Below are 23,212 nucleotides of genomic sequence, written 5' to 3'. Positions count from 1 at the left end.
AGGCATCCGATCGAGAGCGTGGAGGCCGTCAGGCGCCGCAGAAATGGGCTCGGAGCAGGACCAGCCGGTCGAAGGCCAGACAGGTCCGCCCGAACTTGTAGGCCACCTGGCCCGCGTGGTGAACGACCCGTGCCGCCACGCACAGCAGTTCCTGGATCACCGTCCGGATGCGGCGACGCTTGCTCTCGTGCCGCTGCTTGTACCCCTTCAGGCCGATCTGCCCCATGAGGCGCAGGACGTTGTAGGCCAGGACGCCCATCTCCAGGATGAGGGCGTTGGTCATGAACTTGCCGCTGGGAAGCCGCTCCAGATCGAGTTCTCCCTTCATCTCGGAATGGAACTGCTCGCTCGTGCCGTGGTCCCGGTAGATGGCGACCACGTCGGCTTCCGGCAGGTCCAGGCTGGTGATCCAGGCATCCACGCCCACCAGGGGGAGCAGCAGGGCGTTGCCCTTGGCGTCCGTGGTGCGCTCGGAAACCTCCACCACCATCCGGTAGCGAACAACCCTTTCCTCGCCTTTGAACTTCACCGTTCGTTCCATCCGCTCCGAGAAGCGCACCACCCGCTTCCCTTCCCGGGGGTGGCTCCAGGCGGATTCCGGCATGCCCGCGGCCTTGTCCGCCCAGACCTCCAGGTTCTCCGTGCGCCAGTTGTGCTTGACCAGGTAGTCGATGCCTTCCTCGGCAGCCAGGGCGTAGTTCTCCAATGCGTCGTTGCCGGAATCCATGCGGAGCAGGATCCTCCTCCCGCTCACCAGTTTCTTGGCGAGGGCGCTCACCCGCGCCAGGAACGCGGGGGTCTCCTTCTGCGAGTGTTGGGTCCCCTCCCGCAATTCGAAGCCCAGGGCCCAGCCCTCCTCGCCCAGGTAGGCGGCGATGGGCGCGTAGCCCTCGAATTGCTTGTAGGTCCAGCCGATGCCTTCCTTCTTGGAGTTGGAGTTGTCCAGCGGGGTGACATCGACGTCCAGGGCCACGTGCCCGGTGGAGAGGGCGGTGATCGGGGCCTTGCTCTTGCGTAGGAGGTCGCCGGTGGCTTTCTGTACGTAGGGCATGTAGAGGTCCGCCCCTTCGTCCAGCCGCTGCCGGACGGTGACCGGCGAGGGGAAGGCCTGAAGGCCCAGGCTCTCCGGCGCGAGCACCTTGTCCTCCAGGGTCGAGACGGCCTCGAAGTCGCTCTTCCCCGTGCAGAGGGTTGCGACGTAGGCCAAAGCCACGTCGCCGGTCGGCACGGCTCCGGTCCGCTTGGGGAACTGCCGGGTGAGATCCTTGCCCAGGGTCGTGCACCGGTTCAGGATCTGGCCCACCAAGGCAAGCCCTGCGCCTCCAACCAGTTCCATCTTCTCAGACTTGATGAACTTGATTTCCATTCGGGTCACCCGTTGGGTGACACCGATCACCCGACTACAATGGTACCAAACCCTCATGGATATTGGGTTTCCGGAGATTCGCCGCAGGCGGATTGCACGGACTCAGGATAAATATACGCAGATTGATGAAGATGGTATTTAAATATTGGCAATAAACAAATTGTTTACACGGATGCCAAGAATGGGCGCCTTGATTAATTGATGATCAGCTCATGTTCGCCGCAAAAAACTGCACACAGGAATTGATCGGCCATTCGATAATCTTGCAATATCAATCTAAAGTCATTATTTAATGGACTTGCGTCAAATGCCTATGGGTGACAGAATCGACGTTATCGAAAGCGCCCGAGTCCCGTCAAGTGGTGTAGCAAGAGCGGCCAGCGAAGCGCCGCCGTACCCGTATGATCCGATTTCAATGAAATGCTGCTGCTGATGGACCTTTGGCCGGGGCGGTGTGGAAAACGCGCCAGCGTTTTCCAGGCGAAGCCCGCGGGTGTTGGAAGGTTGTGGACCCGAAGGGCGCCCCGCAGGGGCGTTGCCTGTGGACCCGGAGGGCGGGCCGGAGGCCCGTTTCGCGCAGCGAAATCCAGCGGGCAATCCATCAGCCTTTCCATGCCCGCGCACCGCCCCGGCCGGGTGGGTCGCGACCTCGCCCCAGGGCCATCACGCCTTCACCTTCAAGTAAGGGAACCGGGCAGAAACCCACTCAGCATGCTGGTCCGCGAGCAACGAGCCCAGAAGGCGCAGCACTGCGGCCCGGTTCGGAAAGATGCCCACCACGTCGGATCGCCGGCGAAGCTCACGGTTCTCCCGTTCCAGCACGTTGGTCGAGTGGATCTTTCGCCAGTGGGCTTTGGGGAAATCCATGTAGACCAGGACGTCCTCCACCGCCTCGTCCAGCAGGGCCGAGAAGCCGGGGTGCTTGCGCTGGGTATCCAGGGCCAGGGCTGCGAACAACCGCTGCGCATCCTCCTTGCAGGGCGCCTGGAAGGCCTGCTTCAGGCGGTCCAGAAGCTCCTCCTGCGCCGCCTTGGGCAACCGCGTCGCTGCATTCCGCATGAAATGAACCCGGCACCGCTGCCAGGAGACACCGTTCAGGACCCGCCGCACCGCCGCCTTCAGCCCAGTGTGGGCGTCCGAAACCACCAGCTCGACGCCCTTCAGCCCGCGCTTGACCAGGCCCTCCAGGAAGCCGCTCCACGCCGATTCCATCTCGCCATCAGCAACTTCCAGGCCCAGCACCTCCCGGTATCCCTGCTGGTTCACGCCAATGGCCACGAGCACTGCCAGGCCCACCACCCGCTGACCTTCCCTAACCTTCGGATACATGGCGTCCAGCCAGATGTAGCGGTAGGGGCCCTCCAGGGGCCTTTCACGAAACGCCGTCACCTCGGTATCCAGGTCCTTGGCCAGCCTGGAGACTTCGCTTTTCGACATCCCCTTGGCCCCCATGGCCTCGACCAGGTGCTCCACCTTGCGGGTGGAGATCCCGAGCACGTAGGCTTCCGAGACCACGCTCAGGAAGGCCCTTTCCCAGCTTCTGCGCGGCTCCAGAAAGTCTGGCATGTAGCTTCCCTGACGAAGCTTCGGAATCCGCAGCGGCATCGTCCCCAGGCGGGTTTCCCAGGCCCGGTCCCGGTACCCGTTCCGTTGATTCTCGCGCAAGGGCGAACGTTCCCCGGCCTCCGCCTGGCAGAGAGCGGTGACGTCGCTTGCCATGATCCGTTCCAGGGTCATCATCACGAGCTGGCGCAGGAAATCCCCGCTGCCTTCCTCCAAAGCCTTGCCCAGGGCCCCAAGACCCTCCACACTTTCTCTGGCCATCGTTCTCCGCTCCTATGTTGTTTCCGCAAAAACAAACATACGGAGGACGGTGGCCATCTGTCTGCCTACCCGGCTCTTACACCACTCCCTGGGACTCTATCTCGAAAGCTGGAGGCTTTTTCGGTTACCTTTATTCAAAGCTGGGGCGCGTACTTAATTGATGTTTGTTCTATTATACTTCCGTCTGTATCACCCCCTGGGGCCTGGCCCGGCCCTCCCGTGGCTTCTCGCGCGATCATCTCCTGGAGTCTGGGGAGGCTCACGAAAACCCTACGGCGGCCGCCTGGCGTCACTCTTACGCGCAGCGCTCCGGCCCGGTCCATGATCCCGCCTGGATCGCAGTAGTTCCGTCGGAAATAGTCGGTCCCAAGGCCATATTCGGCGGCCGCCTCTTTGACGGTTATCCAAAGTCTGGAACCTGGCCGGGGGATCATAGCGGCATGTCCTCCGGCTTATAGAGCCTCGGCTGGGCAGGCTGGGAGGTTAGAGAGGACTCCTGCACCAGGTCGCGGAAGTGCTGGGTGCGGCCGTCGAAGTCCAGCGAGAACACCTTCCCGACGTAACTCCCATCGCGGTGCTTGTGCAGTTTGGCCTTCACTTCACCGTTCTTTGCACGCCACAGGTGCAGAATGACCCCGGCGTCCTTGGCGGGCCGGTCGCTGTCCGCGTGATCGCTGAGGGTGGGCTCCCGGTCCTGGGCGTCGCCCTTGAGCTGGCACAGGAGCACGAACCCGATGCCCAGGTCCTTGGAGACCTCCAGGATCGACGTCGACACGGCGCCGAAGGCGTATGCCTCGGAGCTGCCACGGCCCACCGGGGGGCGGCCGATCTTGTCGAACTGGTCCAGGAGCACGAGCTCGATGCCGTGGCGCGCCTGCTCGAACCGGATCAGCGCCTCGATCTTGGCCCATGGGATGCCGGCAGGCAGTGCGTGCGTCCGGCCCATCTCCAGCACGTTGGCCTGCAGGCCGACCGCGTCGATGTGGCTGCTCTGGTAATCCCCGCGCTTCAGGGCCGTCACGGAGATGTGGGCCAGGTAGCTGGCGAGGCGGGCCCGCATGGTGAGCTTCGGGAGCTCCAGGGTCAGGACGAGGACCTTGATGCCGCGGCGGGCGGATTCGATGGCGATCTGGGTCAGGAGGGCCGTCTTGCCGATGCCGGGCCGGGCCCCCAGGGTTGTGAACTCGCCGGCAGGGATGGGGCAGGTCTCGTCCAGGCTCGGGATCCCCCACCATCCGCCGCGCTCGGGCCCGGGGCGACGGAAGGGCTGGTGAGCCGCCATCTGGACCAGGATCTCCTCCCAGCTCTCACCCTCGTCGCGGCGGCCGTCGCGGCTGATCCGGGCCATTTCGGCCTGGGTGTCGTGGAGGATGCCCTCGGGATCGTCCGTGGTGTCCTCGGCTCGGAGGTAGGCCTGGTGGGCCCAGCGCATGACTTCCCGGCGCCGGCGGTGGGCCTGGAGGATGTCCACGAGCACTTCGGGTCTGGCGACCTCTTCGGCGCCGAGGATGTCGGCAAGGCCGGCCACGCCACCCACGCGGTTGGCCTGACCATGGGCCTCCAGCTCGTGGAGGATGGAAACCAGGGAGATCTCAATGCCGGTCTTGAGCAGGGCCCGCAGGGCCTCGAGGATCACCTGGTGGGCGGGGACCATGAAATCCTCGCGCTGCAGGCCTGGGACGAGCCTGGCAGCCGCCTCTTCGGCGCCTGGTGCGCAGAGGGTCGTGAGGAGGGCTCGCTCGGCCCCGACGTCTTGGGGGGGCGGCTTCTTGGTCATGCCTGCACCTCGTCGGGCGCCTGGTCATGCATGCGGCTGGCCTTGGCCTGCCTGTGCCAGATCAGCGCAGCATAGGCCCTCCAGTGGGCTCCGTCCTTCTGGTCGTCCTTGCGGCCGAAGAAATACTGCGGAGCCTTGACCATGGCCGGTTCTGTCGCCAGGTAATCCGCCCAGGACTGGACCAGGACGTCCCCCGTGAGGGCCTGATGTTCCCTGAGAAGCCCATTCACCCGCTCGGCCAGGGTGGCTGCGTCGAGCCTGATCTTGCGCCCGGCGGGATCCTCCTTCGGCGTCATGCCGACGATCCGGTTCACGGCGTCCACGGTGTCCTCGGGGTATTCGGTCGGAGGTGTGACCTCCTCCACCTTCGCCTTCCTCCCCCGCCTGCGGGGGGTAGGGGGGGTAGTGGTTTCTGGATTCTCGGGTACTGAGTTAAAGGATTGTGGATTGTGGTTAGGTTCGGGGTCACTTCGAGGTGACTTCGAAGACTCTTCGAGGTTGCTTCGACTTGGTTGTGCGGTCCCGTACTTCTGGGCCCTGCTGGCTGCGCTCCGCGCTCCGCCTACCCGTTGCCTCTCTCGGAAGTCTTCAGCCTCTCCCCTGGCCTCTTGGCCGAAGGTGAACCCTGCGTCGAAAGCCTCGGAGGGGCGAGAGGGGGGCTTGGCGCCGTTCATGCCGCGGCACATCCCCGTGAAGAATTCCGCCTTCTCTTCGTCGCTCGAAAGCGCCATGAACTCAGCGTTCAGCTCGTCCAGGTTGATTCGGAGGTTCCAGACTCTGGCGGGATTCATCGTCCATCCCTCACGGCCGCGAAGAATGGCCTATCCTCCGGGTTGCAGTGTTCGAACTCTTGCTGGGCACAGGTCTCATCCTCGAGGTACCTACAGCTTTGGTTCCGGCGGTTGAACTGGTAGATCGCCAAAAGCCTTCCGTGGGCATCACGAAGGGCGACCAAGAGGCACCCGGTTCTCAGCCTCTCGGGGGCGACGTAGCTCGTGCACCAGGCGAGGCAAGGTGTCTCGAATGGCGTCCAGGAGGCCCGGCTGCACCACGCCCTGACCGCACGAGCAATGGCGGAGTTTCGCATGGCCTACTCCTCGCCGAGCCTGGCCGACCCCGCCAGGGGATGGCCGGCCAAGTCTTCCTCCGCCCCACCTGTCGGCTGGCAATCTTCCAAGAGCCATTGAAGGTATTCCTGGTCTCCTTGCGAACGGCTTGCATGCGGTGGGTGAATGCTGAGGGGCTTCATTCCGCACCTCCGCCCAAGGGGTTTCCAACCTCTTTCGAGGGGAGGGACGACTGAGAGGACCGAATCAAGGAAAGTGCCGCGGCCTTGTTCGGGGCGACCATCACCCCGGGGAGTCCGATCTGGGGGTTCGGTCGGACCCAAACGGCTGCAGGGACCCGGCCGTACGTGATGACGGTGCGGAACTGTTTCCAGGCATGTGCACCCAGCTGCGAGCGGGTGAGGGACTGGCTCAGGCCTTCGGCCTGATTGGTGTTTCCCATCGCTTCCATGGTCCCCTCTCTCTCAGCAAGCCGGATTGGTTTCGACTTCGTGGGCCTTCAGCCAAGCCTCCACATCCGCGCGGCGATAGAGGACCTTGCGGCGGCCGAGCCTGGTGAACCGGGGGCCTTCCCCCTTGCAGCGAAGGGCGCTGAGGAATGCGGCAGAGAGGCGGAACTGTTTGGTGACATCCCTGCTGGTCAGGAAGTCATCCGGGGATGCCTGAGAGGTCGACGGGGTGTTGAGGGGCTTCATGGGTTTCTCCCGTGATGATGGGGCCTTGAAGTTGCACCAGATCCGCCTTGGACCCATCATGGGGAGGCCTGGTGTCCTGCTGGGCACCCCTCGGGTTTGTCCGTCCGTCCAAAGAAGGAACAAATCCGAGGGGATCATTGTATTAACTTTCTTTTTCGTCGGTTATCTGGAGAAGTAGGCGTTCGAGTTCCCAGGCGAAGTCGGCGTCACGCTCTTCGTTAGATGCGGCAATGGCAATAGTCATCGCTTCAGTCATCCTGTTGCTCCCGCATCTCCAGAAGTCTGCCAGGGCAAGGAGGTTGGACTGAAGCTCAATGGCTCCCTTCCGAAGGAGGTAGTTGCCAAGATCCGAGCGCGTCTGTGGAACATGGATCCAATCAGGAGTTCGGTCAGCAAGTAGCCTCATGGCAGCTGTAAGTCGATCCAGCAGCTGCGCAGTCGACTCCTCGGCCTTGAGGCTTACGGTTACCTTCGGTGAGTTCTTCATATTGGTCCCCAAGACCCATGGTATATCAAAGTAGACCATCGTCAACCCTGTATTTTTGGATCAATTCCGGGTTGATGGAAAATGTAAAACTTGACCAAGTGTATCCAGAATTCCATACTTGGATGTCCTTGGTCCCCGCCTTGGAACCCCTGGCCCCCAGTCCTCCGCCGAGATGGGGGCCTTCTTCTCGTAAGCTGCTTATTCCTGCGCCGTGGGATTCTGCCATCATTCCCTCATCCAGAGGCTCAAATGGGGGAGCCCTTCTTCTCTGAAAAGGGTGCGTGTGGGACCGTCTATGCGAACCTCTTGGCTCTGGACCAGGGTGACCCCATGCGCCAGATTGTTGAGGATTTGTGGGCTCGGTTCCAGCCATCCCACGACCGCCACTTCCTTCGGGAGGCTAGGACGAGTTTCCAGGAGCGCTTCTGGGAGATGTACCTCTTCTCCGCCCTTCAAGACCAGGGCCTGAACCCCCAGAAAGGGGAGGGGGCCGGCCCAGACTTCTCGGTTCTGATCGAAGGTCGGCGCTATTGGATTGAGGCGGTGGCGCCGGGGAAGGGAAATGGCGCCGACCAAGTCCCTGCGATGGACTTCGATTGCCATGAGGCCCGACTTGTCCCCCATGCTCAGATCCAACTTCGTTACGCCGCCTCGATTGCCGACAAGGCCGGCAAGTGGCCTGGGTGGCTGGAGAAGGGCATTGTGAAGGAAGGGGACGGATTCCTGATCGCCCTAAATGGATTTGGCTGCAACGAATTCATGGACGCCACGCCACCTCTCTTCGTGCGGGCTTGCCTCGGAATTGGGCACCCAACCATCGCGATTGATGCCAAGACCCTGGAGGTCGTGGATAGCTTCTACGCTTTCAGCGACTCGATCACCAAGAAAAGCGGAGAAGCTGTTTCTACAACCCCATTACTGAACCCCGCGTTTGCGCATGTGTCGGGGGTCATGCACAGCTTGGCCTTCTGTGGGGCCCGACGCGGGAGCCTCCTTGAGGGAATGGAATTCCTGCAAAACCCGCTGGCCTCAATTCCCTTCCCTGGGGAGGCGGTGGCCGGCTTCCGGAGATACTCTTGGTCCGAAAGAGGGCTGACCACCATTAATCCCGAACCGGCATGGGACGAGGATCCTGATCTTGAGGCGGAATGAGCCCGTGCCACAGCTTCGCGGTGACCGGTTGCTTGATGCCCCTCCGCCAGACCGGGGCTTTCCGTTTCCCTGGAGTAGGATAGGGCCCCAGAAGGAGGCAGCATGGCACCCATGGATGAGTCCATCACACGCCAACTCGCGATGGAGATCGGGGAGTTGCAGCGCCAAATCGAATCCCTGGCCCGGATCGTCTCCGCCCTGGTGCAGCGGATCCCGGAACCGGAGCAGTCGGAGATCCTGCGTCTGGTGTCGGATTGGCCGAAGGTATCTGAGAAAAAGACCTGACTCCTCCATTCCGATGTCAGGTGGAGCGAGATCCCAAGAAGTTTGAGGCCCCAAAAAGGAGATTTCCGACCTCCATCTTTATGCAATGATGGGGAATCCACCATCGATAGGGGACTGATATGGCGGCACGTTCATGTGCTGGTTGCAATTCCGAGGTCGAGGCTGAATACGCATATTGCCCCCAATGCGGCAAAACCCTGACTTCGGATTCTGTGAATCCTCAGAATCCACCTAAGAGGAGATCTCGCGTTGGCGGGCGTTACCTTGTCTCAAAAGACAAACAGCATCTATCTGTATTGGGTTTCATGGATTCACTTTATGCTGGGAGTATTGCTTTTGCTGTTTCAATGGTTGCACCAAAAATAACGCCGCATGGAATTAATAACGTAAAGGTATTTTTGGGCGAAATAGTTCCGCTTGGAATTGCGACGCTATGGGTTGTAGATGATTGGATTTGTGCGAGATTGATTTTGCAAAACCACGGCTATCCAGAATTCGATAAACGAGCTTCGTGTAGATTGATTATTGATCTTATGATTGTGCTTCTGTCGTTTTTGTTGATTCTGGCAAGCATCCCATTCAGGCCATTTTGGTTTTTTGCTGGATTTACTCTGATTTCCTTCTTTGGATGGCTTTGGGCAGTCCTGCTCAAGTCAGAAAAGAAGGGATTCAAGGGGCCCTCGATCGATGACATCAATGCCATTGTGATTTCGCACCAGGAGCCTACTGTTGTGTTATTCTCTTTAACCATTGCGGTCCTGTGGTTCAGAATGACCGCAGCCGCCCCCGAAGCCCTAGCTGTATTGCACCGATGGGCGTGGTGGGTTGCCATAATCCTTCCAGCCTTCATTTTCCTTTGGTACAAGGCCCACATTATCTCTTTCCGGAGGAGGTTGATAAATGGATAGCCTTATCATCCCCGTGGTATTAATCGGGATGGCAGTCCTCGGTGGGATTTGGATTGCCATATCAACGCACAGGCACCTTGGCAACATGAGGCATCACCACAAAGCCTAGTCTGGTGGCAACCTGATCGCCCTCAGGCCCCTTCGGGGGCCTTTTTCATGGCGGCCGCCAACCGTGCGCTAATGCCCTCGGAGGCCTCCTGGAGAGGCGACGGCGCAAGGTGGGCGTATCGCTGTGTTGTGGAGGCCTGGGAGTGCCCCAGGAGGCCGCCGATGAGGGGCAGGGACAGGCCCGAGCCGGCGCCGAAGGCCCCGAAGGTGTGGCGCAGGTCGTGCAGGTGCACGTCCATGATGCCGGGCGCTTCCATGGGGCTCTTGAGCCGATCGGGCGCTGGCAGCGCGGCCCACTTCTTCCAGGCGGCCACCTTCTTTGCGCTGGTGAGCTTCACCGACACGGCCTCGCGGATGACCTTCCAGGGGCCTTGCAGGTCCATGAGGTGCCAGGGCAGGCGCCGGTCCGGGTGGGACGGATCCTCGCGGCCGCTTCCCACCAGGACGAAGGGGTTGCCCAGGACGCGGGGCAGGGCCCCCGGGCGCCGCCGGGGCCGGCCCTTGCCGTCGAGGACCAACTGGCCCTCCTTGTCCAGCTGGAAGCCCAGGACGTCCAGGGCCCCCCCGTTGAGGGGCAGGTACTTGTCCCCCATGGTGCCGCTCGTCTTGTGTTCGGTGATGCGCACCTGGCGCCGCTCAAGGTCGATGTCCGCCCACTTCATGCCGAGGACCTCGTCCTTCCGGGCACCGGTGAAGATCAGGAGGCGCACCGCGGCCACGGAATAGGGCCAGCAGGCTTCCCGCTGGCCCAACTCGGCGCCCAACTCCTGTAGCTCCTCAGTGGCGAGGAACCGCTTGCGCGGGTTTTCGGGGTACTTCGAGACAAGCGCGCAGGGGTTCGAATTCTGGGGGCGCCACTTCCAGAGCTCCGCCAGGCCAAAGGCGACGGAGAGCGCGGCGCGCGCCCGGTTGGCACGGATGGGGGTGTCCTCCAGGGCGTCCATAAGCTTCACCTGGACGTCGGTGTCGGTGCAGTCCTTCACCTTGAGAGCGCCGAGCCGCTCCTTGATGATCCGGATGTTGGTCTGCGCTTCGCTCTGGGTCCGCGGCTTGTTCTTCCGGAGCACGTGCTTCTCGAAGTAGTCGTCCATGAGCTTGGCCATGGTGGGGGCCTCGAGCTCGTCTAGGCGGAGCCGACGAGGATCGCGCTTGTTGTCCACCTCCTCGCGGAGCTGGGCGGCGTACTTCCGGGCGCGGTCGGCGTTCCATGCCGGCGTCTGGCCGATGGTGAGCCAGCCCTGCTTGCCGCTGAGGACCCACTTGAAGACGTAGGACTTCACCCCCGCCGGCGTGACCTGACAGCCAAAGCCGGGTTGCTTCGCGTCCCACACGGAGTAGTTCTTCTCGCCGGGCTCCAGGCCCCGGACCAGGCTGTCGGTGAGCGCCTTCCGTTCCGTTCCCATGGGACCTCCGGAGTGGTTTCCATCCTACAGCCATCCTACAGGGACGACGATAGAATGGGGCCTATGGGAACATGATGGAAATATGCGGTATTGAAATGATCTGATTTAGCTTGATGAGGTGAGCATGAATTACTAAACGTGCACGACTCGAAATCAGGTGTGGGAGTGATCTCACCGGGGGTTCGAATCCCTCTCTCTCCGCCAGAAGAAGCCTGCTGCCATTAGGTTTGCGGGCTTTTCTTTTGGAGTGATACCAACCCCTGGCGCTCCTGCTGGGGCAACTGGTATCTCACTGGTATCTCCGAAATCGAGGTGCCGGAGATATCCTGGGGGATGGTCAGCGCGCCGCGCGGCACATCCAACTCCCTCTCCGTCCGGTTCTACTGCCTGACTCCCGCTGGGCTCCCTTTGCGCCTCACCCTGTCCGGGATGGCGCTGATCCACCTGGAGCCTTGCCCTGTCGTCGTCACAGCGTTTGCCGGCCATTCCATCCGGTTCGCTGAGTTGGTCCTGCGGATGGTCGACCGTAAACCTGACAGCGTGGAGCGTGCCGGCTACTCCCTGATCCGTTTTGACGCCAAGGGCCGGCCCGACATGGACCGTTATCGGCGCCAATCTGAGGCTTCGATCCGTGCTCATCAGGAGGCATTCTTCGATGACCAGGGCGGTCCCGGCAACATCGTGGACATGCGGGACAGGTTCACGGCCATGGGCGGGCGATGGACGCCTTCGTTGCAGGAATCCATGCTTCTGGAACAAGCGGCCCTGGGCCGGACCAAGGCGAAGACCTTGCGGTTTGATGACGAAACCTTCGATTTGGAAGGCGGCCACCAGGCGCCGGATCCTGTGGCCGAAAAGCGGGGAACCCGGATCTTCGATGAACTCCCTTTCCCGGTCCTATGCGATGTGCGGCTTCGGAAACTCCACCAACGGCAGCCCAAAGCCACACCCGCCGAGGTGCCCCTCGGCTGCCCCGTGGACCTGGTCGTGCTTGCCACCAAGACCACGGGCGCTACCTGCCGCCTCCAAGGGCATGAGGGTGTCCTCGTCCTGCGTGACGACCCCACCAAGGATTTGATCCCCGGCCGGGTCATCACGGTCAAGCCGGAACGGGTCTGGTCCTATCAGGGCAGCACCTACCTGAGGGGGGAGAAGGTCGCCAACCGGCTTGATGCAGCTGCCCTGGGATTGGTCCCGCTGGCTCTGAAGGCTTGGGGACTCTGGGACCCGAAGGATTGCTACTGGGGGGAGGAGGATCAACCGCTGGAGGCCTGGGCGCGGCCGATTGTTGCCCGGGGGCCACGCCCGTCCTTCGAGTTCGAGGCCTGCCTGCCGGGAACTGACCCTGAGGACTGGGAATCGGACCCGATCCAGGTAGCCATCGGGGATTGGAATTCGGGCAGGAAAGCCCAGGCCATCCGGGTGCTGGAAGCCCTTTGCCGGGCCGATCTCCGTTGCCTGGACGCCCACGCCCACCTCGGCGCCTTCCACTTTGAACGCCATCCAGAACGGGCCTTGATGCATTACCAGGTGGGGGTCGCCATCGGTCGGCTGTCCCTTGGATCGAAATTCGATGGGGTCCTGGCCTGGGGTTGCCTGGGCAACCGGCCCTACCTGCGTTGCCTGCATGGGGTAGGGCTCTGTATGTGGCGCCTGGGCTGCTTCGATGACGCGGAGACCGTCTTCGATCGCCTGCTGTGGCTGAATCCGTCCGACAACCAGGGTGCCCGCTTCATCCTGCCGGAGGTGCGGGCCCGGAGGGACTGGAAGGACTTTGCGGACGCCGAGAAGGCAGAGCTTTGACGATTCGAACCCCTTCCATTCATGGGAGGCGCTGGTATCTCGCCGGTATCTCCATTCGCGGTTTTCGATGGGCGGTCACCCGCCGCCCAGTTCGCCCTTGATGAGCCGATCGAAGTCGGATTCGTAGAGGCGATCCTGGATGAGACGGTACTTTTCGAATTCGCTCTCTGCAAAGGCCTTGGCTACCTCCTGGGTCACCTTCCCGGAGTCATGAAGGATGTCCCGCTCATTGAACTGGAGGAAGGCATTCAGTTTGCTGGCCCAGTCCGCCATGGTCATGGGAATGCGGCGGATGGCTTGGTCCTCGGCATAGTTGAGGTACATTTCGACGATCCGCTCGAGCGTGCTCAGTTCCTCCCGGGTCAGGTAGTTCTTGGCGACGGACACGTCCGGCTTCAGGATTTTTCCATGGGGCGCGTTCTTCCAGGAGGTGAGTCCCATGCGGTCCTTCTCTGCATCCGCCCTCTGGACGATGATTTCCGCTGCGGTGTGGCCATGGATGGCGAAGTGGAGTTTGTTCTGGACGGTCGCGAAGAAGGTCTTGGTGGTCTCCGCATCCCTGTTATAGTCCATCGCCGTGGCATAGATATCGGTGATCTTCTGGTAGAACCTGCGCTCGCTGGAACGGATCTCCCGGATTTCCGCGAGGAGATCCTCGAAGTAGTCCTGGGATAGGAACGCCCCATTCTTCAGCCGCTCCTTGTCCAGGACGTAGCCCCGGATCGCGAACTTCCTGAGCACGTCCCGGGCCCACTGGCGGAACTGGAGGGCTCGTTCGGAGTTCACCCGGAAGCCGACGGCGATGATGGCGTCCAGGTTACCGAAATCGACTCCGCGCGTAACTTTCCTATTCCCTTCTTTTTGAACTATTCGGAAATTCCGAATGGTTGCTTCCCGTCGAATTTCCCCTTGGTCGAACAAGGTGGTCAGGTGTTCGTGGATCGTGGGGACGGTCACGTCGAAAAGGGCGGCCATCTGTTTCTGAGACAGCCATACCGTCCCATCCTCAACCCTCACTTCAATGGTGTTTTCGCCAGTCTGATTGGTGAAGATCAGGAACTCAGCGGTGCTGTTCCGAATCTGCTTGGCATCGCGTGAGATCATGCAGGTGCTCCCATCCTTCCTTGGTAAGGTACAAGATGGTTCGCTGCTGGCGAGGCATTTTCGCGCCTCGCGGTTCCGATGGTCGCAGAAGGTTCCAGGCCCGATGGTCCATGGCTTTGGGCGCATCCTACCAGGGGTGCACCGGAGCAACAGGGCGATCCTTCTTACAAACGTCGGGTTGCAACCTATTGCTGTATTATATGGAATTAAGAATTTCTTGCGCGGGATGTCCACCGTGCCATGGCTCGAAATCAGGTGTGGGAGTGATCTCACCGGGGGTTCGAATCCCTCTGGAGGACCTGCCGGAGTAAGGCGGTGGGGTTAACTCATTCCCTGGGAGGCATTGGGCGTACGGACAGCCGCGAATGGTTGGGTGTGCTAATAATGTCCTCATGTCCCCAACCTGGACGAGCTACGAGGACCATGCGGGAGCCTATGCTGCTCTCTTTGAATCCCTCGCCTTCGAGACGATCCATGCCTCGATCCTGGATCTGATCCCCGACGGTCCGCTTCGCGTCCTGGACATGGGCGCCGGCTCTGGGCGGGATGCCGCCTGGTTCGAGGCGCGGGGGCATGAGGTGGTGGCCTGCGAGCCTTCCCCCGCCATGAGGCAGGAGGCCGTCCGGATCCGGCCAGGCTCAAAGGTCCGATGGCTGCCCGATGCGCTTCCGGACCTGGCCACCCTCTCCCGTTCCGGTGTGAGCTTCGATTTCATCCTCGTGGCCGGCGTGTGGATGCATGTGGCCCCGGCCGACCGCCCCTGGGCTTTCCGCAAGCTGGCGGCCCTTCTGGCTCCCGGCGGGCGACTGGCCATCAGTCTGCGGCATGGCCCTGATCCCGAGAACCGGGGGTTCCATCCGGTCTCCGCCAGCGAGCTGGAGGTCCTGGCGGCAAACCTCGGCCTGGTGTGCCTCAGGAAAACCGATGAGGCGGATGAACTGGGTCGGGAGGGCGTGTCCTGGAGCGTTCTCGTCTTCCAGTTGCCCGATGATGCCACCGGGGCGCTGCCGCTCCTGCGCAGCATCATCCTGCGCGACCGCCGCTCGTCCAGCTACAAGTTGGCCCTCCTGAGGGTCCTCTGCCGCATCGCCGAGCATCACCCGGGCGTTGCCAGGGAAGCGGAGCATGGGGGTGTTGATCTGCCCCTTGGCCTGGTGGCCCTCACCTGGCTCCGTGCCTACCTCCCCCTGCACCGGGCCGGGCTTCCGCAGCACCCCCAACAAGCCCGAGGGTTCAGTGAGGATCTTGCGCGGCTTTCGGACCTGGACCCACAGGACCTCCGGCCGGGATGGGTCGTGGTGGGGGGCGCTGCCACGGCCTTGCGGGCCTCCCTTCGTGGGGCCGCAACGACCATCAGGAAGATGCCGGTGACCTATATCACCTACCCGGGGGACGGCTCCCAGGTTTTCACGGCGCTCCCGGGGCCAGGTCCCGCGGAGGCTGGGCGGCTTTGCCTGGATGAGCCGTGCCTTTGGGCCTTCGGGCGTTTCCAAGTGCCTGGCGGCCTGTGGCAGGCGCTTTGTCGGTTCTCCGCCTGGATCGACCCCCTCCTCCGGCAGGCCTGGGCGGACTACATGGAATCGCTGCCGGAATCCCCCCAGGGCGCGCAGCTCTGGAACGCGCTGAAATGGGTGGACCCGCGCCGGGACACGACCCTCGCGCGTGCTCTCGCGGAAGGCCTGCGGGCCAAGGGCCGCAAGATCCATTGCGTCTGGAGCGGCAAGGAGCTCCGCCGCGAACTGGAAATTGATCATTGTTTCCCCATGGCCGTCTGGCCCTGTCAGGACCTCTGGAACCTGCTGCCCGCAGCCCCTGCGGTGAACAACCAGAAACGGGACCGGCTGGTCAGCGCAGCCCTGCTCCATGCCGCACAGGATCGGATTCTGGACTGGTGGGACCAGGCCTACCTGCGGTCCCCCGATCCCAGAATCGCGGAGCGCTTCCCCATCGAGGCCCGGATGACCCTGGCCCTGGATGCCGGCCGGGTGCCCTCCCTTGAGGACATGATGCTGGGGGTGGACCTTAAACGGATGGCCCTGGGGCGTAACCGGGAAGTGGACGTCTGGGAATAAGAGGCTGCCTGCAAACGAGCTTGGCGTCGGCCCGTACCCTGGGAGACCTGACCCGCTCCAAGTCCACGAGGTAGGCGGCGCTCCGCGCTTCGCCCTCGGGAACTAGCAGGCCCAGGTCTGCTCGATCCGCAAGGTCACGAACGGCACCGGCCATTCGGGCGGCTCCCCCATGACGGTGGGCGCTGGGGTGGCCCTGACCCTGCTCCTTCCGCCTCGAGGCCGCCCTCGGTCGAGAACGACGCCTGACCCTGCTGGGTTTGGGGTATCTCGGGGGTCACCACCGCCGGGATTTCGACTCGGCGTGCAGATGGGGGCTGCGCGGAGTCGGGGCTCGCAGGTGAATGCGGCGGGAACCCCCGGTACCCCAAGCCGGATTGCCCCTCCCCGGTTGGCAGTGGTCAACCGGGGGCTGGAGCACCTTTCTGCCTGGGTCAACGCCCTGTCCGCGAGGGCGGGGCCGCAGGGGTGGGAGCGTCCGGGAACCGGGCCGCCCGGGGGGCCTCGCAGGGCGGAGGGCATCGGGAGCGGTGCGGGTTGCCCGGCCCCCGGGAGCCCGGATCCGGGCGGACGCAAGCCCCAGGCTCGTCACCCGGTTTCCGCGCGCCGCCTTTCGGGTCTGCGGCGACGGAACGAATGCGACCCCAGGGGAGGGGGCTGGGCCCCTCCCCGGGAGCCCCGGCCACCTGGGACGCGGGTCCAATGCCCCGGGGCGTTCCCGCGCGGGGGCTCCGATCGGTTCCGCCCTCCGTCCGGCCTCCGGCTATCCTGGTCCCCTCGACGCCGGGAGTGCTTCCGGTGCGCTTGAAAGGAGGCCCGACGTGGATCCCTGGCTGGACCGCCTCTACCGCCACCTGGCCTGGGCCGACGGCCGCGTCCTGGACGCGCTGGAAGTCCAGGAGAACCCGCCGGAGGGCGCCCTGAAGCTCATGGCCCACGTGGCCGTGGCCGAGCACCTGTGGCTGGCGCGGATCGAGGGGTGGGACACGGGGAACCTCGGGCCCTGGACTCCCCTTTCCCCGGAGGCCTGCCGTTCCCTGTCCGCGCGGACCCTGGCGGGCTTCGCCGAGCTGGTGGCGGGGGCCACCTCGGAGCGGCTGGCGGCGCGCGTCGCTTACCGGAACACCCGGGGGGAGGCCTTCGAGACGCCGCTGGGGGACCTGCTCCTCCACGTGGCCCTGCACGGGGCCCACCACCGGGGGCAGATCGCGGCCCTGCTGCGGGGCGGGGGGCTCCCGGTCCCGGTGACGGACTTCGTGATCTTCAGCCGGGAGGGGGCGTAGGCGCCGCCCTGGGAGATTCCAGCCGGGGATTTTGCAAGCGACCCGCCTGTGGGCCGGGGCGCTCCGCGTCCCTCGGGCTCCGCGGGCTTGCTTCTTTGACGGAATTGATCATGATGATGCGGAAACCAACATCATGAGGACCTCGAATGGTGTCGCGGGAAAGGGCCGGACCGGGCTTCAGATCGCGCAAGCCGGGGGCCCTCCTGTGCCTGGTGGGGCTGCTGGTGCTGGGCCTCGCGTCCTGGGTCCGCGCGGGGGCCGAGGCGCGGCCGGAGCCTGAGCGGGCGCCGCAGATCCTCGTGCTCCTGGGCGACGCCAACGGGGCGCCCTTCTCGGAGCTGTTCTCCAGGGCCTTCTTTTCGGAATTCATCGGGGCCGGCGGCACCCTCCGCTCGGTGCGGGTGGAGTACCTGGACCTGCTCCATGTGGTGGACCGGCCTGCGCGGGAGCGGCTGGTGGCCCTGCTGCGCATGAAATACGCGAACCAGAGGTTCGCCCTCGTGGTGGCCCTGAATCCGGCGGCCACCGGGTTCGCGCTCGGGGAGGGGGCCTTCCTGGCGGGGAACGCCCCGCTCATCGCGCTCTACCCTGGTTTCCCGCTCCCGGAGCGGCCCGAGGGGCGGCTAGGGTTGATCGGCTCCTCCTTCGACTACGGGGGCACCCTGCGGCTGGCCCTGGGGTTGCGGCCCGGCGCCCGGGAGGTGCTCCTCGTCACCGGGTCCAGCGCCCAGGACCGGATGTACGAGGCGCAGGCCTGGGAGGCCCTCGCGCCCTGGGCGGGGAAGCTGGCCATCACGTCCACCCGGGGCCTGGCCTTCCCGGAGATCCTGGCGCGGGTCGCGGGGGCCGGGGAGGGAACCCTGGTGCTCTACTCGACGATCTTCGAGGACGGGGCGGGGAGCGGCTTCGTGCCCAAGGAGGCCGCGGCGAAGGTGGTGGCCCAGACCCGCCAGCCGGTCTTTGGGACGTTCGAGCCGCTCCTGGGCACGGGGGTGGTCGGCGGGTCGATGCTGAGCGTCACCGAGAGCGCCCATCAGATCGCGCGCATCGCCCTTGGGGCCCTGCGCGGGGAGGCGCCGTTGCCGGGGAAGGAGCCGGTGGTCCGATTCCCCAACCGCCCCATCCCGTTGTTCGATTGGCCGGCCTTCGAGGGGCACGGGCTCGATCCCGACCGCCTGCCCCGGGGGGCGGTCCTGCTGCGCCGGCCGCCGAGCCCCTGGGCCCAGTACAAGGTCCAGATCCTCTCCATCGCCGCCATCATGGCGGTGCTGGCTGGGTCCACGCTGGGGCTGGCCGTGCAGAACCGCCGCAGGAGGGCGGCGGAGCGGGTCGCCGTGGAGCAGCGGCGGTGGGTCCAGGTCCTGATCGACACGGCGCCGGAGGCCATCGCCGTCTATGACGCGGACCTGGGGCGCTACGTCGATGTGAACCCCGCCGCGGAGGCGATCTTCGGGTGCGGGCGGGGGGAACTGCTCCAGTTGGGGCCGGCGGACTTCTTCTCGGAACCGATCCCGGGCTGCCAGGACGTGTCGGAGAGCATCCGGAAGCTCACGGACCGGGCCCTGGCGGGCGAGGTGTTCTCCTACCCGCGGGACGTGCGTAGCCGGGACGGGCGCCTGATTCCGTGCCAGGTCCACCTGACGAGCCTGCCGACTCAGGACCGGCGGCTGCTGCGGGTCAGCTACGTGAGCCTGTCCGACCTGCGGCGGGCGGAGGAGGAGCTGCGCAGCTCCCAGGCCAGCCTGAGGGCCCTGTTCGAGAACACGGCCGATTCGATCTGGTCGGTGGACCTGGCTTACCGGTTCCGCACCTTCAACCAGGCGCTCGTCGAGCGCCTCCGCCGCCGGTTCGACGTCGAGATCGCCCCGGGGATGGGGCCCGCGGATTTCCAACCGGCGGACCAGGCCGCGGTCTGGATCGGGTTCTATGAACGGGTGCTCCGGGAGGGGGCCTTCCGCCAGGAGTTCATGGAGCCCAACGGGGGGGGCCGGCTCGAGCTCTCCTTCAACCCGATCCGCCAGGACGGCGCCATCGTCGGGATCTCGGTCTTCAGCAAGGACATCACGGAGCAGAAGCGCCTGCGGGAGCAGCTGAACCAGGCCCAGAAGATGGAGGCCGTGGGGCAGCTCGCGGGGGGCATCGCCCACGATTTCAACAATGCCCTCGCGGGGATCATGAGCGCGGCGGAGGTGCTCCGGGGTCTGGACGTGTCCCCGGCGCAGCGGCTGGCCTTCGCGGACATGATCCTGGTGGGCGCTGAACGGGCGGGGGCCCTGACCAAGAAGCTCCTCGCCTTTTCCCGGAAGGCCGAGACGGCGCACGTTCCGGTGGACGTGGCGGCCGTCGTGAACGACACCGCGGCCATCCTCGGCCGGACCCTCGACAAACGCATCCGCGTCCACGTGGACAACCGGGCGGAAAGCGCCCGGGTCCTCGGGGACGACGCCCTCCTGCAGAACGCCTTCCTGAACATGGGGATCAACGCCGGCCACGCCATGCCCGAAGGGGGTGTCCTCACCTTCCGGCTGGAGGCCGTCACCCTGGATGAGATCTCCTGCGCCAACGCCCCCTTCGACCTCGTACCCGGGCCCCACCTCCAGGTGTCCGTGGAGGACACGGGCTGCGGCATGTCGCCCGAGGTCCAGGCCCGGATCTTTGAGCCGTTCTTCACCACCCGCAGGCAGGGGGAGGGGACGGGGCTCGGCCTCTCGGCGGTGTATGGCACGGTCCTGGATCACCATGGTGCCATCCAGGTGTACTCCGAGCCCGGCAAGGGCACGGTGTTCCACCTGTACCTGCCTTTGGCCACCGGCGCGGGGGCCCTCCAGGTCCCGGAGCCCCCGCTCGAGCGCGGCTGGGGCACGATCCTCCTCGTGGATGACGAGGCGTTCGTGCGGCTCACGGGCAAGGCCCTCCTGGAGCGCCTCGGCTACACCGTGCTCACGGCGGAGGACGGCACCACGGGGCTCGCCGCGTTCGAGGGAAGGCGGGACGAGATCCGGTTGGTCATCCTGGACATGATCATGCCGGTCATGGGGGGAAGGGACATCCTCAGGAGGATCCGGGCCCTCGACCCGGGGTTGCCCGTCCTCATCTGCTCGGGGTTCTCCCGGGAGGGGGAGCTGGCCCAGATCCGGGAGGAGGGGGCCTTTGCCTTCCTGCAGAAGCCCTTCCGCCAGGCGGAACTGGCGGCGGCCGTGGCGGCGGCGCTGCGGGGTGGGACCTCCTCCCCCTAGGCGGGCCCGGGGCAGATCCTCAGGCGCTTCGACGCTTTGTCCTCCTGGTGCCGGTGGCCAGCGCTTCGGGCACCTCTTTCGCGCTCGTGGCAGGGGTGCGTGATGATCGGGCTGTTGAACGAAGGCTGCGTTCGCAGCCGGAGGAGGATCGCGCCGGCAGCGTGAGGGATTCGGAACCGGCTAGCGGAATTGGCTGAAATGAGGCTCCTTGAATGTGGCGGTGTTACAGCACCGTCCCCCACATTCAAGGAGGTTCATCATGAGCCACAACCCCGTATTGTCGCGACTCGAGTCCGATCTTAGGATGGCCGGGCGTGCCAAAGGAACCATCCAGCAATATCTGGCCTCCATCCGGCGGTTCCAGGAGATGGTCGGCAAGTCGGCCGACCGTGCCTCCCAGGCGGAAATCCGCCGCTGGGTGGAGCACCTCCAGGCCCAGCCCATCGGCCCGGAACGCCTGCGATGCCACTACTCGGCGCTGGCCTTCCTATTCCGGAAAACCCTGGGCCAGCCCGACAAGGTGGCCTTCATCTCCATGCCCAGGAAGGATGCCCCGCTGCCCACCATCCTGACCGCGGCCGAGGTGGGCCGGGTGCTCAAGTCCTTCACTGTGGCCAAGTACAGCGTGTTCTTCGCCCTGATCTACGCCACGGGCCTCCGGATCAGCGAGGCCATCGGCCTGGAGACCCAGGACATCGATGCCCTGCGGGGGGTGATCCACGTCCGACATGCCAAGGGTGGGGGCCAGCGCCTAGTCATGCTCCGCTCCGTCCTGCTGGATATGCTCCGGGAATATTGGAAGTACGAGCGCCCCACGCCACCCCTGCTGTTCTCAACCCGCTTCGGACGTCCCCTCTGCCCGGAGACGGCCCGTCGCGCCCTCCTGTGCGCCTCGGCGGCCTCGGGCATCGGGAAGGTGGTCACGCCCCACATGCTCCGGCACAGCTTCGCCACCTCCCTCCTGGAGAACCGCACGGACCTGAGGACCATCCAGGTCCTGCTCGGCCACAAGTCCATCAAGTCCACCCAGATCTACACCCAGGTCTCGGCCAGCCAGATCGCTGCCGTCCGGAGTCCCTTGGAGGACCTGGTCCCGTAGGCGGTGGCCTACTCCCGACCCCGGTTCGACATTGCGGATATCGTCAGGCGCCATCTCCCTGAACTGGAGGCGGACGCATCCCTGGGTCATCGCCAGACGAAGGTCCTCCGGGCCATCAGCCGCTGCCGCACGGCCGCCATGGGCGGTCATGTGGACGTCTGCCCGGACTGCGGCCGGGAGCACCCCAGCTACAACTCCTGCGGCAACCGGCATTGCCCGAAATGCCAGAACCTGGCCCAGGAGAAGTGGATCGAGGCCCGGGCCAGGCGGCTCCTGGCGGCAGCGCACTTCCATCTGGTGTTCACCGAGCCGTCCGAACTGCGCCCGATCGCCATGAGCCACGCGCGCCTGCTCCACGGGATCCTGTTCCAGGCGGCCAGCGCCACGCTCCTGGAACTGGGGCACACCCACCTGGAAGCCACCCTGGGGGTGACGTTCGTGCTCCACACCTGGACCCGGGACCTCCGCTACCACCCGCACGCCCATGCCCTGGTCTCCGCCGGCGGCATCGCCTTGGACGGGAGCCGGTGGGTCCCGACCTCCCAGAAATTCCTGTTCCACGTCCATCGCCTGGGCGCCCTGTTCAAGGGCAAGTTCATGGCCCTACTGCGCGAGGCTCAGGAGCGGGGCGAACTGGGCCTGACGGGGGTGGCCTTCAATGTGCTCATGGCAAGGCTCGCCAAGCGGAAGTGGGTGGTCTATGCCAAGCGCCCCTACCGGGAGGCCTGGCACGCCCTCGCCTACCTGGGCCGCTACGTTCACCGGGTGGGGATCTCCAATTCGAGACTCCTCGAGGTTGCCGATGGCCAGGTGACTTTCCGGACCAAGGGCAAGGCCACGGCCACCCTGCCGGAGGTGGCCTTCCTACGCCGGTTCCTGCTCCATGTGCTTCCGGAGCAGTTCACCAAGGTCAGGCACTACGGCCTATACGCCTCGCCCAAGCTGCTGGAGAAGGCCAAGGCCCACCTCGGCGACCAGGCCATCCCGGACCTCTGGCGAAAGCCCGCTCCCGACGATGGCGTGGAGGATCGGCTCATCGCCATCGTCGAATGCCGGGACATGCTGTGCCCCGACTGTGGCTCGATGATGGCCCGCAAGCACCTGCCCAGGCCGCGGGCGCCACCCGAGGGGACACCAGCATGACTGCCGTCCCTACTGCGCCCATCACCACCATCCCGTGCCTGGCGTCCCTGCCCGGATTGGGAAGGGTCTGGCCCGAATGGGTCGGCAGCCCGGGACCAGGCTGTCGCCAGAGAACCTTGCGGACCATGCAGGGCATCGTCGGGGCCCTCCGCATGCCCAAGGGAGCCCGACCCACCCCGAATTCCGCATAACGAGCGCGCCGGCTCCGCTGCGAACGAGCTTGTTCAACCCCGCAATTCTGGGGGGCTGGGGCCGTCATGCACGCATGGCCGACCGGTACCTGCCCCCGGAATTGCTAACAGTTTGCACGCCGGCCCATGGACCCTGGGGTTGGCGTTTCGGGCCGATTAGGCGATGGATCGGATCGCAGGCGGGTCCATCGCCAGGCCTGGTGGGGTTCACG

17 protein-coding genes are annotated in these 23,212 nt (G+C 64.6%); 9 read left to right on the top strand and 8 right to left on the bottom strand.

Translation table 11 applies throughout. From position 1 onward, the window contains the following. Window positions 1-28: 28 nt before the first annotated feature. From R2J75_RS15160 to R2J75_RS15135, 6 genes are all read right to left on the bottom strand, one after another. A complete protein-coding gene (locus R2J75_RS15160) occupies window positions 29-1,366 on the bottom strand; it encodes an IS1380 family transposase (RefSeq protein ID WP_316410509.1) in 1,338 nt (445 codons plus the stop codon). A gap of 663 nt (window positions 1,367-2,029) precedes the next feature. Next, complete coding sequence (locus R2J75_RS15155) at window positions 2,030-3,190, bottom strand: IS256 family transposase (protein ID WP_316410508.1); 1,161 nt, start codon at window positions 3,188-3,190, stop codon at window positions 2,030-2,032. A gap of 430 nt (window positions 3,191-3,620) precedes the next feature. Next, window positions 3,621-4,967: a DnaB-like helicase C-terminal domain-containing protein gene (locus R2J75_RS15150; RefSeq protein WP_316410507.1), complete on the bottom strand. Its 1,347-nt coding sequence runs from the start codon at window positions 4,965-4,967 to the stop codon at window positions 3,621-3,623. Continuing rightward, complete coding sequence (locus R2J75_RS15145; RefSeq protein ID WP_316410505.1) at window positions 4,964-5,290, bottom strand: hypothetical protein; 327 nt, start codon at window positions 5,288-5,290, stop codon at window positions 4,964-4,966. Before R2J75_RS15145 ends, R2J75_RS15150 begins: the two co-directional genes overlap by 4 nt. A gap of 1,208 nt (window positions 5,291-6,498) precedes the next feature. Further along, window positions 6,499-6,729 (bottom strand): helix-turn-helix transcriptional regulator, encoded by a 231-nt coding sequence (locus R2J75_RS15140; protein WP_316410504.1) that lies wholly within the window; start codon window positions 6,727-6,729, stop codon window positions 6,499-6,501. A 142-nt stretch (window positions 6,730-6,871) separates the two neighbouring features. After that, the gene (locus R2J75_RS15135) at window positions 6,872-7,261 is read right to left on the bottom strand and encodes a hypothetical protein (RefSeq protein WP_316410503.1); all 390 of its coding nucleotides are present in this window, start codon (window positions 7,259-7,261) and stop codon (window positions 6,872-6,874) included. Between the two features lie 387 nt (window positions 7,262-7,648). On the opposite strand from R2J75_RS15135, the gene R2J75_RS15130 reads away from it, so the two are divergent. From R2J75_RS15130 to R2J75_RS15120, 3 genes are all read left to right on the top strand, one after another. Continuing rightward, window positions 7,649-8,368 carry a hypothetical protein gene (locus tag R2J75_RS15130; RefSeq protein WP_316410502.1) on the top strand — a complete coding sequence of 240 codons (720 nt, stop codon included), beginning with the start codon at window positions 7,649-7,651 and terminating at the stop codon, window positions 8,366-8,368. A 102-nt stretch (window positions 8,369-8,470) separates the two neighbouring features. Continuing rightward, window positions 8,471-8,653 (top strand): hypothetical protein, encoded by a 183-nt coding sequence (locus tag R2J75_RS15125; protein ID WP_316410500.1) that lies wholly within the window; start codon window positions 8,471-8,473, stop codon window positions 8,651-8,653. A gap of 119 nt (window positions 8,654-8,772) precedes the next feature. Next, a complete protein-coding gene (locus R2J75_RS15120; RefSeq protein ID WP_316410499.1) occupies window positions 8,773-9,561 on the top strand; it encodes a zinc ribbon domain-containing protein in 789 nt (262 codons plus the stop codon). A gap of 131 nt (window positions 9,562-9,692) precedes the next feature. Here the strand turns inward: R2J75_RS15120 and R2J75_RS15115 are convergent, their stop codons facing one another. After that, window positions 9,693-11,072 carry a tyrosine-type recombinase/integrase gene (locus R2J75_RS15115; protein WP_316410498.1) on the bottom strand — a complete coding sequence of 460 codons (1,380 nt, stop codon included), beginning with the start codon at window positions 11,070-11,072 and terminating at the stop codon, window positions 9,693-9,695. Window positions 11,073-11,480: 408 nt separating this feature from the next. Between R2J75_RS15115 and R2J75_RS15110 the strand changes: the two genes are divergently transcribed. Next, window positions 11,481-12,875 (top strand): hypothetical protein, encoded by a 1,395-nt coding sequence (locus R2J75_RS15110; protein WP_316410497.1) that lies wholly within the window; start codon window positions 11,481-11,483, stop codon window positions 12,873-12,875. Between the two features lie 75 nt (window positions 12,876-12,950). Here R2J75_RS15110 and R2J75_RS15105 read toward each other — a convergent pair whose 3' ends face one another. After that, a complete protein-coding gene (locus R2J75_RS15105; protein WP_316410496.1) occupies window positions 12,951-13,979 on the bottom strand; it encodes a virulence RhuM family protein in 1,029 nt (342 codons plus the stop codon). Between the two features lie 392 nt (window positions 13,980-14,371). Here R2J75_RS15105 and R2J75_RS15100 point away from each other — a divergent pair, with 392 nt between their 5' ends. The 5 genes from R2J75_RS15100 to R2J75_RS15080 all read left to right on the top strand — a co-directional run bounded on the left by R2J75_RS15100 (window position 14,372) and on the right by R2J75_RS15080 (window position 22,809). Next, a complete protein-coding gene (locus R2J75_RS15100) occupies window positions 14,372-16,051 on the top strand; it encodes a class I SAM-dependent methyltransferase (protein ID WP_316410495.1) in 1,680 nt (559 codons plus the stop codon). Between the two features lie 818 nt (window positions 16,052-16,869). Beyond that, window positions 16,870-17,331, top strand: coding sequence for a DinB family protein (locus R2J75_RS15095; protein ID WP_316410494.1), 462 nt, complete (start codon window positions 16,870-16,872; stop codon window positions 17,329-17,331). Between the two features lie 146 nt (window positions 17,332-17,477). Beyond that, the gene (locus tag R2J75_RS15090; RefSeq protein WP_316410492.1) at window positions 17,478-20,567 is read left to right on the top strand and encodes a hybrid sensor histidine kinase/response regulator; all 3,090 of its coding nucleotides are present in this window, start codon (window positions 17,478-17,480) and stop codon (window positions 20,565-20,567) included. A 259-nt stretch (window positions 20,568-20,826) separates the two neighbouring features. Next, window positions 20,827-21,666: a tyrosine-type recombinase/integrase gene (locus R2J75_RS15085; protein WP_316410491.1), complete on the top strand. Its 840-nt coding sequence runs from the start codon at window positions 20,827-20,829 to the stop codon at window positions 21,664-21,666. Window positions 21,667-21,669: 3 nt separating this feature from the next. Beyond that, window positions 21,670-22,809, top strand: coding sequence for an IS91 family transposase (locus R2J75_RS15080; RefSeq protein WP_316410231.1), 1,140 nt, complete (start codon window positions 21,670-21,672; stop codon window positions 22,807-22,809). Window positions 22,810-23,212 lie beyond the last annotated feature (403 nt).

Source organism: Mesoterricola sediminis (genome assembly GCF_030295425.1).
Taxonomy (GTDB): domain Bacteria; phylum Acidobacteriota; class Holophagae; order Holophagales; family Holophagaceae; genus Mesoterricola; species Mesoterricola sediminis.
Note: the sequence above shows the minus strand (reverse complement) of the source record. Positions and strands in the feature narration are given on the sequence as shown.